Annotated in this window: 12 protein-coding genes and 5 pseudogenes; 6 read left to right on the top strand and 11 right to left on the bottom strand. The window is 69.4% G+C overall.

The genetic code is table 11. The features are described 5' to 3' along the window. Window positions 1–92: 92 nt before the first annotated feature. The 4 genes and pseudogenes from AC2W7M_RS09285 (at window position 93) to AC2W7M_RS09300 (ending at window position 3,504) form a co-directional block, all read left to right on the top strand. Complete coding sequence (locus AC2W7M_RS09285; RefSeq protein ID WP_486131857.1) at window positions 93–557, top strand: RidA family protein; 465 nt, start codon at window positions 93–95, stop codon at window positions 555–557. Window positions 558–585: 28 nt separating this feature from the next. Beyond that, window positions 586–1,341 (top strand): annotated as a pseudogene (locus tag AC2W7M_RS09290) (glycerophosphodiester phosphodiesterase family protein). Window positions 1,342–1,414: 73 nt separating this feature from the next. Beyond that, window positions 1,415–2,586: pseudogene (locus AC2W7M_RS09295) on the top strand (GNAT family N-acetyltransferase). A gap of 126 nt (window positions 2,587–2,712) precedes the next feature. Beyond that, window positions 2,713–3,504, top strand: coding sequence for a proteasome-type protease (locus AC2W7M_RS09300; RefSeq protein ID WP_486131859.1), 792 nt, complete (start codon window positions 2,713–2,715; stop codon window positions 3,502–3,504). A 39-nt stretch (window positions 3,505–3,543) separates the two neighbouring features. Here AC2W7M_RS09300 and AC2W7M_RS09305 read toward each other — a convergent pair whose 3' ends face one another. Then, the gene (locus tag AC2W7M_RS09305; protein ID WP_486131861.1) at window positions 3,544–3,780 is read right to left on the bottom strand and encodes an Lrp/AsnC ligand binding domain-containing protein; all 237 of its coding nucleotides are present in this window, start codon (window positions 3,778–3,780) and stop codon (window positions 3,544–3,546) included. A gap of 155 nt (window positions 3,781–3,935) precedes the next feature. Between AC2W7M_RS09305 and thiD the strand changes: the two are divergent. Both thiD and AC2W7M_RS09315 read left to right on the top strand, forming a co-directional pair. After that, a pseudogene (thiD, locus tag AC2W7M_RS09310) lies at window positions 3,936–4,765 on the top strand (bifunctional hydroxymethylpyrimidine kinase/phosphomethylpyrimidine kinase). 113 nt (window positions 4,766–4,878) lie between these two features. Continuing rightward, window positions 4,879–5,492, top strand: a pseudogene (locus AC2W7M_RS09315) (helix-turn-helix domain-containing protein). A gap of 330 nt (window positions 5,493–5,822) precedes the next feature. Here AC2W7M_RS09315 and AC2W7M_RS09320 read toward each other — a convergent pair. The 10 genes and pseudogenes from AC2W7M_RS09320 to AC2W7M_RS09365 all read right to left on the bottom strand — a co-directional run bounded on the left by AC2W7M_RS09320 (window position 5,823) and on the right by AC2W7M_RS09365 (window position 13,721). Beyond that, a complete protein-coding gene (locus AC2W7M_RS09320) occupies window positions 5,823–6,965 on the bottom strand; it encodes a hypothetical protein (protein ID WP_486131863.1) in 1,143 nt (380 codons plus the stop codon). A gap of 265 nt (window positions 6,966–7,230) precedes the next feature. Further along, window positions 7,231–7,707: a MaoC family dehydratase gene (locus AC2W7M_RS09325; protein ID WP_486131865.1), complete on the bottom strand. Its 477-nt coding sequence runs from the start codon at window positions 7,705–7,707 to the stop codon at window positions 7,231–7,233. Then, entirely contained in the window at window positions 7,700–8,914 is a 1,215-nt protein-coding gene (locus tag AC2W7M_RS09330; protein WP_486131867.1) for a CaiB/BaiF CoA transferase family protein, read from the bottom strand. Before AC2W7M_RS09330 ends, AC2W7M_RS09325 begins: the two co-directional genes overlap by 8 nt. Beyond that, on the bottom strand, window positions 8,911–9,618 hold the full coding sequence (locus AC2W7M_RS09335) for an HpcH/HpaI aldolase/citrate lyase family protein (protein WP_486131869.1): 708 nt from the start codon (window positions 9,616–9,618) through the stop codon (window positions 8,911–8,913). The genes AC2W7M_RS09330 and AC2W7M_RS09335 overlap by 4 nt, the downstream gene beginning before the upstream one ends. 47 nt (window positions 9,619–9,665) lie before the next feature. Next, window positions 9,666–9,812 (bottom strand): annotated as a pseudogene (locus tag AC2W7M_RS09340) (aldolase/citrate lyase family protein); the annotation flags it as partial. Further along, complete coding sequence (locus AC2W7M_RS09345) at window positions 9,802–10,272, bottom strand: MaoC family dehydratase (RefSeq protein WP_486131871.1); 471 nt, start codon at window positions 10,270–10,272, stop codon at window positions 9,802–9,804. The pseudogene AC2W7M_RS09340 and the gene AC2W7M_RS09345, both read right to left, overlap by 11 nt. A gap of 96 nt (window positions 10,273–10,368) precedes the next feature. Beyond that, complete coding sequence (locus AC2W7M_RS09350; RefSeq protein ID WP_486131873.1) at window positions 10,369–11,406, bottom strand: TRAP transporter substrate-binding protein; 1,038 nt, start codon at window positions 11,404–11,406, stop codon at window positions 10,369–10,371. Between the two features lie 35 nt (window positions 11,407–11,441). After that, a complete protein-coding gene (locus tag AC2W7M_RS09355; protein WP_486131875.1) occupies window positions 11,442–11,813 on the bottom strand; it encodes a cupin domain-containing protein in 372 nt (123 codons plus the stop codon). Window positions 11,814–11,875: 62 nt separating this feature from the next. Further along, entirely contained in the window at window positions 11,876–13,162 is a 1,287-nt protein-coding gene (locus AC2W7M_RS09360; protein WP_486131876.1) for a TRAP transporter large permease, read from the bottom strand. Window positions 13,163–13,220: 58 nt separating this feature from the next. Continuing rightward, on the bottom strand, window positions 13,221–13,721 hold the full coding sequence (locus AC2W7M_RS09365; protein WP_486131878.1) for a TRAP transporter small permease: 501 nt from the start codon (window positions 13,719–13,721) through the stop codon (window positions 13,221–13,223). Window positions 13,722–13,868: the final 147 nt, after the last annotated feature.

The following is a 13,868-nucleotide window of genomic DNA, read 5'->3' on the forward strand; positions in this document are numbered from 1 at the left end:
CGCCCGCCCCCGCGCGGGACGGCTTGCGCCGCGGCGGCGCTTCCGCCAAAGAGGAAGGCCCAATTGCGCAATCCTTGTGGCAGGAGCCGTCAATGACCACCACCATCGAACAGAAGCTCGCGAGCCTCGGCATCACGCTGCCCACGCCGACCCCGCCGCTCGCCAATTATGTGCCGGTGGTGCGCACCGGCAACCTGCTGTTCGTCTCCGGCCAGGTGTCCATCGACGGCGCGGGCAAGATCACCACCGGCAAGCTCGGCGGCGGCGTCTCCATCGAGGCCGGCCAGGCGGCGGCGCGGCTGTGCGCGATCAACATCCTCGCCCAGGTGAAGGCCACCGTCGGCGACCTGGAGAAGGTGGTGCGGGTGGTGAAGCTGGTGGCGTTCGTGAACTCGGTGCCCGAATTCACCGACCAGCCCAAGGTGGTGAACGGCTGCTCCGACCTTCTGGTCGAGATTCTCGGCGACAAGGGCCGCCACGCCCGCTCGGCGGTGGGCATCGCCGCGCTGCCGTTCGACGCCGCGGTGGAAGTCGAGGCGGTGGTCGAAATCGCCTGATCCCAGGCCAAAATGGGTGCGCCGTGCCATGACGTCTCGTTCCGGTGATTTCGGCTTCGTCACGGCGCGCCCGGTGGCCCACCGCGGCCTGCACGACGCCGCGGCGCGGCGTCGTCGAAACAATGCCGGCGGCGATCGACGCAGCGCTGGCCGGCGGCTTCGCCATCGAGGTGGATCTCCAGGCGAGCGCCGACGGCGAGGCCATGGTGTTCCACGACTTCACCCTCGACCGCCTCACCGAGCGCTCCGGGCCGGTGCGCGCCCTTACCGCCGCGGCGCTGACCGAGGTGCCGTTCAAGGCGACCGCCGAGCGCATGATGCGCCTCAGCGAGCTGCTCGACCGCGTGGCGGGCCGCGCGCCGCTGCTCATCGAGATCAAGAGCGACTTCTCCGGCGACACCCGCCTCGCCACGCGCGCCGCGCAGGTGGTCGCGGCCTATGGCGGGCCGGCGGCGCTGATGTCGTTTGATCCCGCCATGATCGAGACGGTGCGGCGGGCGGCCCCGGCCGTGCCGCGCGGCGTGGTCGCCGAGCACCGCTACGACCATCCCGACTGGTCCGTCTTCCCTCTGGGCAACCGCTTCTGCCTCGGCAACCTGCTGCACTGGCCGCGCTCGCGCTTCCAGTTCGTCGCCTATCGCGTCGCCGACCTCGATGCCCCGGCGCCGCGCGTTGCCCGGGGCTCGGCGTCCCGCTTCTGGCCTGGACCGTCCGCACGCCGCAGGAGCGCACGCAGGCCGCGCGCGGCGCCGACCAGATGATCTTCGAGGGCTTCGTTCCCTGATCGGATAAATTGGGCCATGCTGCGACGCACCGTCGCGCTCCCCTGCCCGCGGCGACCGGCCCACGTTTAGGACATGCCCGAAGCTTCCATCCGCGTCCTCACCGCCTTGTCGCAGATCGCCCCCGCGGACTGGGATGCCTGCGCCGCCGGCGGCGCGGCGCGGCCCGACCCGTTCCTCTCGCACGCGTTTCTCTCGGCGCTGGAGGAGGCCGGCTGCGCCAGCGCCCGCACCGGCTGGATGCCGCAGCATCTGGTGCTGGACGGCGCCGACGCAATCACCGCCGTCGCGCCCTGCTATCTCAAGTCCCATTCGCAGGGCGAATACGTGTTCGACCACGGCTGGGCGGATGCGTTCGAGCGCGCGGGCGGCGACTATTATCCGAAGCTCCAATTGGCGGTGCCGTTCACGCCCGTCACCGGCCGCCGCCTGCTGACGCGCGATCCCGGCGACGAACCGGCCGCGCCGCGCTCGCCGCCGGCGTCGCCGAGCTGATGCGGCTGCGCGAGGCCTCCTCCGCCCATGTCACCTTCGCCACCCGCGAGGAGTGGGACAGCCTGGCGCGGCAGGGCTTCCTCCAGCGCACCGACCGGCAGTTCCAGTGGCTGAATCACGGCTATGGCAGCTATGACGACTTCCTCGCCGCGCTCGCCTCGCGCAAGCGCAAGGCGCTGAAGAAGGAGCGGCGTGAGGCGCTGGAGGGTGGCATCGCCATCGAATGGCTCACCGGCGCCGACCTCACGGAAGCCGCCTGGGATGCCTTCTTCGCCTTCTACCAGGACACCGGCGCGCGCAAATGGGGCCGGCCCTACCTCAACCGCCGCTTCTTCTCCTTGATCGGCGCGCGCATGGCGGACAGCGTGCTACTGGTGATGGCGAAGCGCAGCGGGCGCTATATCGCCGGGGCGCTCAACTTCATCGGCGCGGATGCGCTCTATGGCCGCTATTGGGGCGCCGTCGAGGAGCACCCGTTCCTGCATTTCGAGGTCTGCTACCACCAGGCCATCGACTTCGCCATTTCCCGCGGCCTCGCCCGGGTCGAGGCGGGCGCCCAGGGCGACCACAAGCTGGCGCGGGGTGATCTGCCCGCCGCGACCTATTCCGCCCACCTCATCGCCCATCCGGGCCTGCGGCGTGCGGTGGCCCACTTTCTGGAGCAGGAACGGGTGGCGGTGGCGGAGGACGCCGCCATCCTCACCGAACTCGGCCCGTTCCGCCGCGGCGCGCCGGCGGAGGAATGCGAATAGCAGCCTTGCCGTGCGCGCGCATTGCGGCGGCGCGGCCCCCTCGCTATAGTTCGCGCCAACCGGGGTGGGGAGCGGGGGCGAGATGCCGGCACGGCGCCGGGATGTCGAGGCTCCAGGGGGAAGGCGATGACCTATTGTTGCGGCGTTCTGGTGCGGGACGGCCTCGTGATGATCGCCGATACCAGGACCAATGCCGGCCTCGACAACATTTCGACCTTCCGCAAGCTCCACGTGTTCGAGGAGCCGGGCCACCACGTGATGGCCATCGCCTGCGCCGGCAACCTGTCGGTGTCGCAGTCGGTCATCAGCCTGCTGCACGAGGGGGTGGAGGACCACGAGGCCGGCGAGCGCCACCAGTTGCGCGACGCGCGCACCATGTTCCAGGCCGCCCAGCTGGTGGGCACCGCCATCCGCCAGGTGCACCGGGTGAACGGCGACGTGATGGAGCAGAGCTCGGTCAATTTCGACGTGTCGTTCCTGCTCGGCGGGCAGATCGCCGGCGGGCCGCTGCGCCTGTTCATGATCTACAATGCCGGCAACTTCATCGAGTGCACGCAGGACACTCCCTTCCTGCAGATCGGCGAGCACAAATACGGCAAGCCGGTGCTGGACCGCGCCGTGAGCTACGAGATGGAGATCGCCGACGCGCTCAAGACCAGCCTGATCTCCATGGATTCCACCATGCGCTCGAACCTTGGCGTCGGCCTGCCCATCGACGTGCTGGTGGTGTGCCCGGACAAGCTGCATTCCGAGCTGAAGTACCGGATCGAGCCCGGCGAACCCTATTTCCACGATCTGCGCGAGCGCTGGTCGGCGGCGCTCCGGGCGGCGCACACCTCGATCCCCCGCCCGCCTTACATGAAGGACGTGCGCAGCCTCACGCGCGAGAGCGTGGAGCGCCAGCGCGAGGAGACCTGAGCGCCTCGGAACGCCTTGTCGCTCAGAATGCCTTGTCCCTCAGAACGCCTTGAAGGTGAGGATGGTGCGGGTGTCCTGGATGCCGGGAATGGTCTGCACCTTCTCGTTCACGAAGTGGCCGATATCGGTGCCTGGCTCCACGTAGAACTTCACCATCAGGTCGTAGTCGCCGGCGGTGGAATAGATCTCGGACGCGATCTCGGCATTGGCGAGCGCCGTGGCCACCTCGTAGGACTTGCCGAGCTGGCACTTGATCTGGACGAAGAACGGGATCACGGCGCACTCCCTGAGCGTGGGCGGCGCCACGTTGGACAATTCGCGCCGCGCTGGCAAGCGCCGTGGGCGCCGCCCGCATTCCCCTTCAACCCGGCCCGCAGGCAGGCTAAGCCCGCGGGATGAATGAAGCGGACGACCCGCCGCGGAGGAACGCCATGCCTGTCCCATCGATCCCTGCCGGCACCGCCGTGCCCATCGCCCTCACCATGGCCGGTTCCGATTCGAGCGGCGGCGCGGGCATCCAGGCGGACCTGAAGACCTTCTCCGCGCTCGGCGTGTTCGGCGCCAGCGTCATCACCGCCCTCACCGCGCAGAACACGCGCGGCGTCACCGCCATCCACGACGTGCCGGACGACTTCATCGCCGCCCAGGCGGACGCGGTGTTTTCCGATCTCGACGTCAAGGCGGTGAAGATCGGCATGCTCTCGCGCCCCGGCGCCATCCGCACGGTCGCCGATGCCCTCGCGCGCCATCAGGCGCGGCCGGTGGTGCTGGACCCGGTGATGGTGGCGGCCTCCGGCGCCAAGCTCCTCGCCGACGCGGCGGTCGAGACCCTGAAGGAGGTGCTGATCCCGCGCTGCGACCTCCTCACCCCCAATTTGCCCGAGGCGGCGGTGCTGCTCGGCCGCCCCATGGCGGAGGACGAGGCCGAGATGCAGCGCCAAGGCGAGGCGCTGCTGAAGCTCGGCGCCGGGGCGGTGCTCATGAAGGGCGGGCACGGCGCCGGGCCGGAAAGCGTCGACCTCCTGGTGGAGACGACCGGCGCCGCCGCCTCGTGGCGCCGCGCCACGCCACCCGCAACACCCATGGCACCGGCTGCACCCTCTCCTCGGCCGTGGCGGCGGGGCTGGCCAAGGGCGAGGACCTCGGTTCCGCGGTGCGCGAGGCGAAGGCCTACATCACCGGCGCCATCGCCGCCGCGGACACGCTCGCCGTGGGCCACGGGCACGGGCCGGTGCATCATTTCTGGGCGCTCTGGCGCTAGGCGCCGGTCCAGCCGCTCCCCGGCGCGGTACCCTGGAATTGTCTTGCCGCAGGGGATTTCGGCGCTATCGTCCGCCCCAACGAACGTTCGTTCGTCGGAAAGGATGAGGCGTCATGGTGGGGAAGGTGCGCGGCGGCGCGGCGCTGGAGACGGGCGCCCAAGCCCTGACCGGACAGCTGGGCAAGACCATCCAGCGGCTGCGCAAGGCCTACAACCTCTCGCTCTCCGACCTCGCCGAGCAGTCCGGGGTGGCGAAGTCGATCATCAGCCAGATCGAGCGCAACGAGACCAACCCGACCCTCGCCACCGTCTGGCGCCTGTCCCAGGCGCTGGACATGTCCGTGGAGCGGGTGCTCGCCTCCTCCGACGACGCGCCGTTCCTGGAGAAGCTCTCGCGCGCCGACACGCCGATCCTGCTCTCCGAGGACGGGCTGTGCCGCCTGTCCATCATCGGCTGGATCAAGACCGTGGAGTGGCTGCAATATTACGACTTCCGCGCCGAGCCGGGCGGCGAGCTGGATTCGGAAGGCCACCAGCGCGGCTCCGTGGAATGCCTCTCCTTGCTCGCGGGCACCCTGGAGGTCGAGGTGGCCGGCGAGGTGGAGACCGTGAAGGCAGGCGAGACGCTGCGCTATCGCTGCGACCGCCGCCACGTCATCCGCAACACTTCGGGCGCGCCGCCCATGCGGTGATGGTCTGCCTTCTCAAGGCCGCGGTTCTGGACTGAGCGCGGTCATCCCCCGGCGGGTGCGGGCGGCGGCGCCGACGGCCGGCCGCGGGCGCCATCCGGCCTTCGGCCCGCAGCCGCGTGCCGGGTTCATCACCGCCGTCATCCCCCTCACCGCCGTCATCCCCCGGCTCGTCCGGGGGATCCACCGGCGCACACGCGCTGGCGCTGACAGTCCAGGCGGCGCGTCGCCCCCTAGTGGATGCCCCGGACAAGCCGGGGCATGACGGTGTGCGGGAAGCATGACGGTGTGCGGGAGGGGCATGACGGAGCGCATGAACGCGATGCCTCCGGACAGGCCGGGGCATCGCGGCGCGCGAAGCGCCCTGCTCACTCGTCGGTGAGCGGGCCGAGGATCAGAAGCTCCAGCTTCACCCAGTTGGAAAGCTGGGCATAGGTGAGTTTCTCCGCCTTCAGGTCGTAGGTGATCTCCGAGCGGGTCGGACCGACGCAGGCCATCTTCCCGTCCTCGCCCTTCACCCTTTTGCAGCCGTCCTCGCTGTCATTGTAGTAGACGCGCCCGTAGAGGCCCGGCTTGGTCTGGTCGGCATTGGAGAAGAACGCGTCGGCCTGCGCCTGGGCGGCGGAGGCATCGAAGAAGCTCTGGTCGTTCTGCACCGCCTGCTCGTTCCAGCGCAGATTGTACTCGTAATAGCCGGTATAGGGCTTCTTCTTGCCGGCCTTATCGGTGAAGTTTCCTTCCTCTTCCACATAACGGATCGAGCCGCCGACCCGGTCGGTGATGGAGCGGTCGGCCACCGTGTAGGTGAAGGTGATGCCGTTCTGGTCGGTCAGCCAGTTGCCCAGCTCGTAGTCATAGTCGAGATTGCCGGAGACCCGCACCTCGGGCAGGAACGAGAACGGGCCGGAGGGCAACTGCGCGCGCTCGAAGCGCAGCGGGTCGGGGTTCTTCACCTGGATCGAGACGACCTTGCCGTCCACGTAGCGCGAATAGACCTTGTCGGCCTCCTTCTGCGCCTTGCGGAACTGCTCCCCCACCTCCCACCAGCGCGTCACGTTGCGGCCCTGGATCGCGCCGCCGGCGGCCGACGAGGTCTGGTTGCCCTTGACGATGTCGAGCCGCAGCCGCCCTGCGTCCGGGGTGTAGCGGCCATTGTTGTCGATCGGCAGGTCGCCGCGCAGGATCGCCACCTCGCGCGCGATCTGGCTGGGGTTCGTGGGATTCACCACGTCGAACTTCACCGAATAGGTGAGGCTCTTGCCCGGCGTGCGCTGAACCGAACCCTTGAGGATCATCAGGTCGGCAACCGCAAGCTCGGTGATCTCGTAAAGATCGGTGCCGGTGGACGGCCGCGCCAGGCGCGAATTGTAGTCCACTGTCATGGCGCCGGTGAGCTTCGCCTTGTCGGCCGGGATTTCCCTGATGGCTTGGCTCGGCTGCTGGGCGAAGGCCGGGACGGCCATAAGCAGGCTCGCCGCGCACAGCGCGGCCGACGGGGTGTGGAAGGTCATCTCAAGCTCCCAAAGGATGACGGGCCGCGCGCCGGCTCGTCCGGCGCCCGACGGGAGGGGCGCCCACCCCGCCAGGCGACGCCCTCCCCACCCGAACCTGCCGAAACGGCAGGCACGCGCGGGCGGCAGAAGGGGGCCGAAAGGTGGCGGAAGCGTGGCGCCGCCGCCCCCGTCGCGATTGCGCGACCGGGCAAGGCGTTATGGGCTGCCTCTGAAAGCGCGAGATCGCGCGCCAGACATTGCGCGCCCGACCAGGCCGGACGACTCAGACGCCCTTCACCTTGATCATCCGCAGGGGATTGTAGGTCAGCACCTCGCGGCCGTCGGCGCGCCGCACCGAATTGAAGGTGCGCACCAGGCCGCGGTCGCCGCGCGAGGTGAGGCGCGCCTCCACCACCTCGCAGAAGACGGTGATGGTGTCGCCCACCACGGTGGGCCCTTTCACCTTCACGTCCGCCTCCAGGAAGGCGAGGCCGGTGTCCTGCATCATCGGCAGCATCAGCCCTTCGGCGAAGGCATAGACCAGCGAGCCCGGCACCACGGCGGCGGGCAGCGTCATGCCATCGCGGTGGGCGGCGTTGGTGAATAGCTCCTCGGTGAGCCAGGTCAGGTTGCAGAAGGCGGCGAGGTCCGCCTCCAGGATGGTGCGCCCGGCGGTGCGGAAGCGCATGCCGAGCGACAGGTCCTCGAAATGGAAGCCGGTGCCGATCTTGGGCCAGCCCGCGTCCGCCGCATCAATCATGGTCGCCCTCCTTTGCACCGCCCACTGCCCCCGACGCCTTGAGCGCGGCGATCTCGCCGCCGGAATAGCCGAGCCCGGCGAGGACGGAATCGGTGTCCGCCCCGATGGCTGCGGCCGGCCGGTCCGGCGCCCGCGCCGCGCCGCGGAACACCACCGGCTGGCGCAGCGTCCGCGCGATCCCGGCCTCGGCAAGCGCGCCGGGCTCAAAGAAGCCCACCGCGTTGAGGTGCGGGTCGGCCAGAAGGTCGTCGAGGTCGTTCACCTTGGAATAGGGAATGTCGAGCCGCGCGAAGGTCTCCAACCAGTCTGCGGTGGAGCGCTCGAGCACCGCGGCGCCGAGCACGCGGTAGAGTTCGGCGACGCGCCGGCTGCGCTCGCCAGCATCCTGGAACCAGGGCTCGGCGGCAATGTCGGCGCGGCCGATCTCGGCCAGCAGCCGGCGCCACTGGTCGCCGGTATAAGGCAGCGCCGCCACCCAGCCGTCCTTGGTGCGGTAGGGCTTGCGGTCGGGCGAGAACAGGCGGTGATAGCCCGACCCCTTCGGCTCGGCCGAGAAGGTGGCGGCGGCCAGGTGCTCGTTGAGCAGGAAGCCGACCAGGCTCTCGAACATGGGCACTTCCACGTCCACCGCCTCGATCTGCCCGCGCGCCTGGGCGGCCACCGCCGCCAGCACGCCGTAGACCGCATAGAGCGAGGCCACCTTGTCGGCCACCACGCTCGGCACGTAGGCCGGGGTGCCGCCCACATGGGCCGGCAGCATGGCGAGCCCGCTCGCGGCCTGGATCACGTCGTCATAGGCGGGCCGGTCGCGATACGGCCCGTCCTGGCCGAAGCCGATGGCCGAGCAGTAGATGATGCGGGGATTGATCGCCTTCACCGCCTCGAAGCCGAAGCCGAGGCGGGTGATGGCGTCCACCCGCATGTTGTGCAGCAGCACGTTGGCGGAGGCGATGAGCTTGCGCAGCACCTCCTTGCCGGCCGCCGACTTCAGGTCGAGCGCGAGGCTCTTCTTGTTGCGGTTGTTGTTGGCGAACATGGCGCCCATGCCGTCCGGCGCCACCGGATAGACCGAGCGGGCCAGTTCGCCCTCCAGCGGCTCCACCTTGATCACGTCGGCGCCGAGGTCGGCCAGCACCTGGCCGGCGAACGGCCCGAGGACGATGGAGGTGATGTCGACGACGCGGATGCCGGTCAGCAGGGGGGTCATTGCGCCTTGATCCGAGAGAGGATGGCCTGGGCGGTTCGGATGTGGGGACGGTCCACCATGCGCCCGTCGAGCTTGAAGGCGGAGGCGCCGGGATTCTCGGCCGCCAGCGCCAGCACGCGCCGCGCCCAGTCGAGCGTCGCGGCATCGGGCGCAAGGCCGTCATGGATGGGCGCGATCTGCGCCGGATGGATCGCCATGCGGGAGCGGAAGCCGAGTTCCGCCGCGCGGCGCGTGTCCGCCTCAAGCGCCGGCAGGTCGCGGAAGTTCGCGTCCACCGCGTCGATGGGGGTGATACCGGCGGCGTTGGCGGTCAGGAGGCAGAAGAGCTGCGCATGGGTGGCGAGCACCCTCTGCGCGTCGGTGCGGCCGGGCAGCGGCGCGCGGCCGAGCTCGGCGGACAGGTCCTCCATGCCCCAGGTATAGCCCGTCAGGCGCGGATGTCCCTTGCCGAGGTCGGCGCCGTTGAGCAGCGCGGCGGCGGTCTCCGTTACGATGCCGACGATGCCCACATGGCCGCCGGCGAGCCCATCCCGCGCCTCCAGGGCGTCGAGCGCGCTGGCGACCGGCGCGAGCTGGGCGATGGAGGCGAGCTTCGGCCAGACGATGCCGGCGAGCGGCGCCAGCGGCAGCGCCGCGATCTCGGCGAGCGCGCGCTCAGGCTCGGTGCCGTTGACGCGCACGAACAGCAGCGGCCCTGCCCCCATCTCGCAGCCCGAAGGAAGGCGCGCACCGTGCCGACGGCGGCATCCTTGCGCTCGGGCGCGACCGAATCCTCGAGGTCCAGGATGAGCGCGTCGGCGGCGCCGGCGGCCCACGCCTTCGCCATCTTGTCCGGAGCGTCGCCCGGAACGAAGAGATAGGAGCGCGGCTCGGCCCGCGCGGGGCGCTCAGCCGGCATGGCGCTCACCCGAGGGACGGCGGCGCATAAAGGCTTGGCGGCGGCACACCGCCACCTCGATGCCGTCCTGGTTGAAGGCCTTGTGCTCGAACTCCACGAGCCCGGCGTCGGGCCGCGAGCGGCTGGCGCGGGTGGAGACCACCGTGGTCTCGACCCGGATCGAATCGCCCTGGAACACGGGCTTCGGGAAGCGCACGTCGCTCATGCCGAGATTGGCGATGGTGGTGCCGAGCGTGGTGTCGGCGACCGTGATGCCGATCATCACCCCGAGGGTGAAGAGGCTGTTCACCAGCGGCTGGCCGAACTCGGTCTTGGCGGCGAAGTGCCGGTCGATGTGCAGCGGCTGCGGGTTCATGGTCAGGCAGCTGAACAGCATGTTGTCGGATTCGGTGATGGTGCGCGTGATCGCGTGGGCGAACACCCGGCCCTCGACGAAATCTTCAAAATAGAGGCCCGCCATGGCTCGGCTCCTCGGCATGGTGCGGACCGGCGCGGCGCCGGAACCCTGGGGGATGCGCCGGGGCGGGGCCGTGCGGCCCCCGCCCCGGCGAACGGCTCAGCGCTGCGCGGCGATGGCGGCGCGGAATGCCTCCAGCACCTTGTCGGCGGGCTTGCCGCGCTTCTGCAGGTTCGCCGCCCAGTCCTTGGAGACCTCATCGAAATTGTTCGCGAGGATCTTCTCCTGCTCGGGCGTGAACTTGACCATGAGCACGCCGTCCTTCTCGAGACGCTTGGCAAGCTCGCCTTCCTCGGTGTCGAACTTGGCGCAGGCATGGCCCACCGTCTCGTCTCCCGCCTTGGTGAGCGCGTCCTGCACGTCCTTGGGCAGCCCGTTCCACTTGTTGAGGTTGATCGAGTAGGTGATGCCAACGGTGCCGAAGTTCTGGCCGATGGTGGACGACTTCACCACCTTGTCGAGGCTGTAGGACACGGTGGAGGTGAAGGGCAGCAGCGCGCCGTCGATGGTGCCCTTGGTCATGGCGTCGAAGATTTCCGGCGGCGTCATGCGGATCGGCACCGCGCCGAGATTGCGCAGGCCGAGCTCCATGGGACCGGGATTGGAGCGGATCTTGCGGCCCTTGAAGTCGTCGAAGCTCTTGAAGCCGGCCTTCTCGGAGAACACCGCCTGGTAGGGCGAGAGCGCCACCACATAGAGCACCCGCACGCCGTTCGGCTTGAACTCCAGCGCATCCAGCAGGCCGCCGGGCTTGGCCAGCGACCAGAACGCCTTGGCGCCCTCGCACGACGAGGCGAAGCCGCCCGGCAGCTCGGCCACGGCGCCGAGCGGCATCTTCTCGGAGACGTAGCTCGGCACGATGTAGCCGATGTCGGCGAGGCCGGTCTGGGTGACCGAGAGCAGGTCCTTCGCCTTGCCCAGCTGCTCGGCCGGGAAGTGCTGGAACTCCACCTTGCCGCCCGACAGCGCCTTCACGCGGTCGAAGAAGAAATGGGTGGCGTTCTTGGTGATGGAATGGCCCGCGGGCAGCGAGTCGGCGAGCTTCAGCGTCACGTCGGCGGCGGACGCGGGCAGCGCCGCGAGGGCGAAGGCGGCGGCGCCGGCCAGAAGGCCGAGGCGCTGGGACAGGGTCGTCATCAGGTGATCCTCCGTGGGGTGGGTGGGGTCGTTGGTCAGACCTTCTCGGCGTAAGGCGGGGCGTAGATCACGAGCACGCGCACCGGTTCCTCGCTGGTGGCGATGAACACGTGCTCCATGCCGGCGGGAAAGAAGCAGGTGTCGCCCGGCCCCATCTCCAGCACCTGGCCGTCCACCTCGGCGCGCGCGGTGCCGGAGAGGATGTAGCAGGCCTGCTCGATGCCATCGTGGTGGTGCGGATGGGCGCCCTGCCCCTTCTCGATGGTGCCGAGCACCACTTCGAGCTGGCCGGCGCCCACGGTCTCGCGGCTGATGAGGCGGCGGTTGACGGTGCCGGAATGGTTGGCGGGGGAATAGGTGCGCACGTCCTGCTCGCGTACCAGATAGGTCCGGGGGGTGTCGGCCATGGCGTCCTCCAAGGGGTTCAGTTCCAAGGGATTCAGTTCCAAGGGATTCAGTTCCAAGGGATTCAGTTCATGGTGCTGGGCAGCCAGAGCACGAGCCCCGGCCAGGCGATGAGGGCGGCGATGACGAGGAGGTGCGCGACCACGTGCGGCGCGATGCCGGCGAAGATCTCTTCCAGCGGCCGGCCGCTGTAGCGGGAGACGACGAACACGTTCAGCCCGAGCGGCGGCGTCACCATGCCCACCTCGGCGGTGACCACCACGATCACCCCGAACCACACCGGGTCGAAGCCGAGCGCCTTGATGGCCGGCACCACGATCGGCACGGTCAGGATCAGGATCGCCAGCTGGTCCATGAAGCAGCCGAGGATGATGTAGACGAGGACGATCATCGCCATCACCACATAAGGCGACACGTCCAGGCTGGTGATGAAGGCCACGGTCATCTGTGTGACCTGGGTCAGCGTCAGGAAGAAGCCGAAGATGTGGGCGCCGATGACGATCATCAGGATCATGCAGGTGGCGCGGGCCGAGCGCGCCAGCACGTGGCGCAGCGTCGGGTAGGTCAGCTTGCCCACCGCCGCGGTGAGCACGAGCGCACCGAACGCGCCGAGCGCCGCCGCCTCCGTCGGCGTGGCGATGCCCACATAGATCACCCCGGTGACCAGGAACAGCAGAGCCAGCATGGGACCGACCTGCTTCAGCGCGGCGAACTTGTCGGCCCAGCTGTAGGAGCGGCCCGCGGGGGCGATGGACGGGTCGTGCCAGATCAGCGCGTAGACCGTGGCGATGATGGCGAAGGTCACGAGCAGGCCGGGGATCACCCCGCCGATCAGCAAATCGGCGATCGAGACCTCGGCGATGATGCCGTAGAGCACCAAAGCGATGGAGGGCGGGATCAGCATGGCGAGGGTGCCGGAGATCGCCACCACGCCGCAGGAGAACTTCGGCTCGTAGCCGGCCCGGGTCATGGCCGGGATGGAGGTGGCGGAGAGCGCCGCAGCGGAGGCGGTGCTCGATCCGGAGATGGCGCCGAAGCCCGCGCCGGCGAGCGCGGTGGCCACCGCAAGGCCGCCCTTCACCCGGCCGATCCACACCGACATGGCATGGAAGAGGCCGTCGGCGATGCCGCTCGCCACAACCAGTTCCGCCATCAGGATGAACATGGGGATGGCGATCAGCTCGTAGGAATTCGTGACCGAGAACGGCGTCGTCTCCAGCACGCCGATGGTCGCCGCGAGACCGGCGGTGAAGAGCAGGCCGAGCGCGCCCGCGACCGCCATGGCGAAGCCGACCGGCATGCCGATGGCGAGCAGCGCGAACAGCAGGCCGATGATCGCTAACGACGTCATGACGTCTCCCTGGAAGGCGTGTTCGCTTGGTTGGGCGCCGGGCGCCGGGGAACGGCGCTCAGGCCGGATGCTGGGCCTTGCCCGGCGGATGGAGGAAGCGCAGCAGGCACAGGAGCACGATGGGCGCGGTGCCGATGGGCACGATCCAGTAGGCAACCCAGATCGGCCAGGGGATCAGCGTCGCCATGACCTCGCCTTGGGCCGTGCTGGCGATGGCGCGCACGATGCCGGTCCACAGGATCACCGCGAACAGCACCGCGCTCAGCCCGTAGGAGATGCGGTCGCACAGGCGCCGCAGGCCGTCCGGCATACGCAGATAGAGGATGTCGACGCGCACGTGCTCGTCGTGCCGCAGCGTGTCGGACAGCGCGAAGAAGAACACGCCCACCATCAGATAGAGCGAGATCAGATCGTAGGAGAAGCCGAGCGGGCTGTTGAAGAGATAGCGCATGGCCACGTCGACGAAGACAATGACCATCATCGCGAACAGGCAGAGGGCGCCGAGCGCCAGGAGCGCCTGTTCGTAGCGGGCGAGCGCGAGGGAGATGCGTCGGATCATCGGGCGTCGGCCCCCTTGTCGAAAAGCTGCTGGATGCGCCGGACCGCGGCGCCGAGACTGGCGGCGGCCTCCGCCCGGCGGTCGAGAGGCGGAAGTTCGGGCCGGGCACCGAGACGCCGAGCCGCTCGCCGTCCAGCACGAGCGGCA

The sequence above is a fragment of the Xanthobacter sp. BG11Y11_SDJG genome (assembly GCF_057364445.1).

Bases quoted from the DNA above. Each gene is read 5' to 3' on its own strand.
- AC2W7M_RS09285 (WP_486131857.1), top strand. From the start codon at position 93: ATGACCACCACCATCGAACAGAAGCTCGCGAGCCTCGGCATCACGCTG.
- AC2W7M_RS09300 (WP_486131859.1), top strand. From the start codon at position 2,713: ATGACCTATTGTTGCGGCGTTCTGGTGCGGGACGGCCTCGTGATGATC.
- AC2W7M_RS09320 (WP_486131863.1), bottom strand. From the start codon at position 6,965: ATGACCTTCCACACCCCGTCGGCCGCGCTGTGCGCGGCGAGCCTGCTT.
- AC2W7M_RS09325 (WP_486131865.1), bottom strand. From the start codon at position 7,707: ATGATTGATGCGGCGGACGCGGGCTGGCCCAAGATCGGCACCGGCTTC.
- AC2W7M_RS09330 (WP_486131867.1), bottom strand. From the start codon at position 8,914: ATGACCCCCCTGCTGACCGGCATCCGCGTCGTCGACATCACCTCCATC.
- AC2W7M_RS09335 (WP_486131869.1), bottom strand. From the start codon at position 9,618: ATGGGGGCAGGGCCGCTGCTGTTCGTGCGCGTCAACGGCACCGAGCCT.
- AC2W7M_RS09345 (WP_486131871.1), bottom strand. From the start codon at position 10,272: ATGGCGGGCCTCTATTTTGAAGATTTCGTCGAGGGCCGGGTGTTCGCC.
- AC2W7M_RS09350 (WP_486131873.1), bottom strand. From the start codon at position 11,406: ATGACGACCCTGTCCCAGCGCCTCGGCCTTCTGGCCGGCGCCGCCGCC.
- AC2W7M_RS09355 (WP_486131875.1), bottom strand. From the start codon at position 11,813: ATGGCCGACACCCCCCGGACCTATCTGGTACGCGAGCAGGACGTGCGC.
- AC2W7M_RS09360 (WP_486131876.1), bottom strand. From the start codon at position 13,162: ATGACGTCGTTAGCGATCATCGGCCTGCTGTTCGCGCTGCTCGCCATC.
- AC2W7M_RS09365 (WP_486131878.1), bottom strand. From the start codon at position 13,721: ATGATCCGACGCATCTCCCTCGCGCTCGCCCGCTACGAACAGGCGCTC.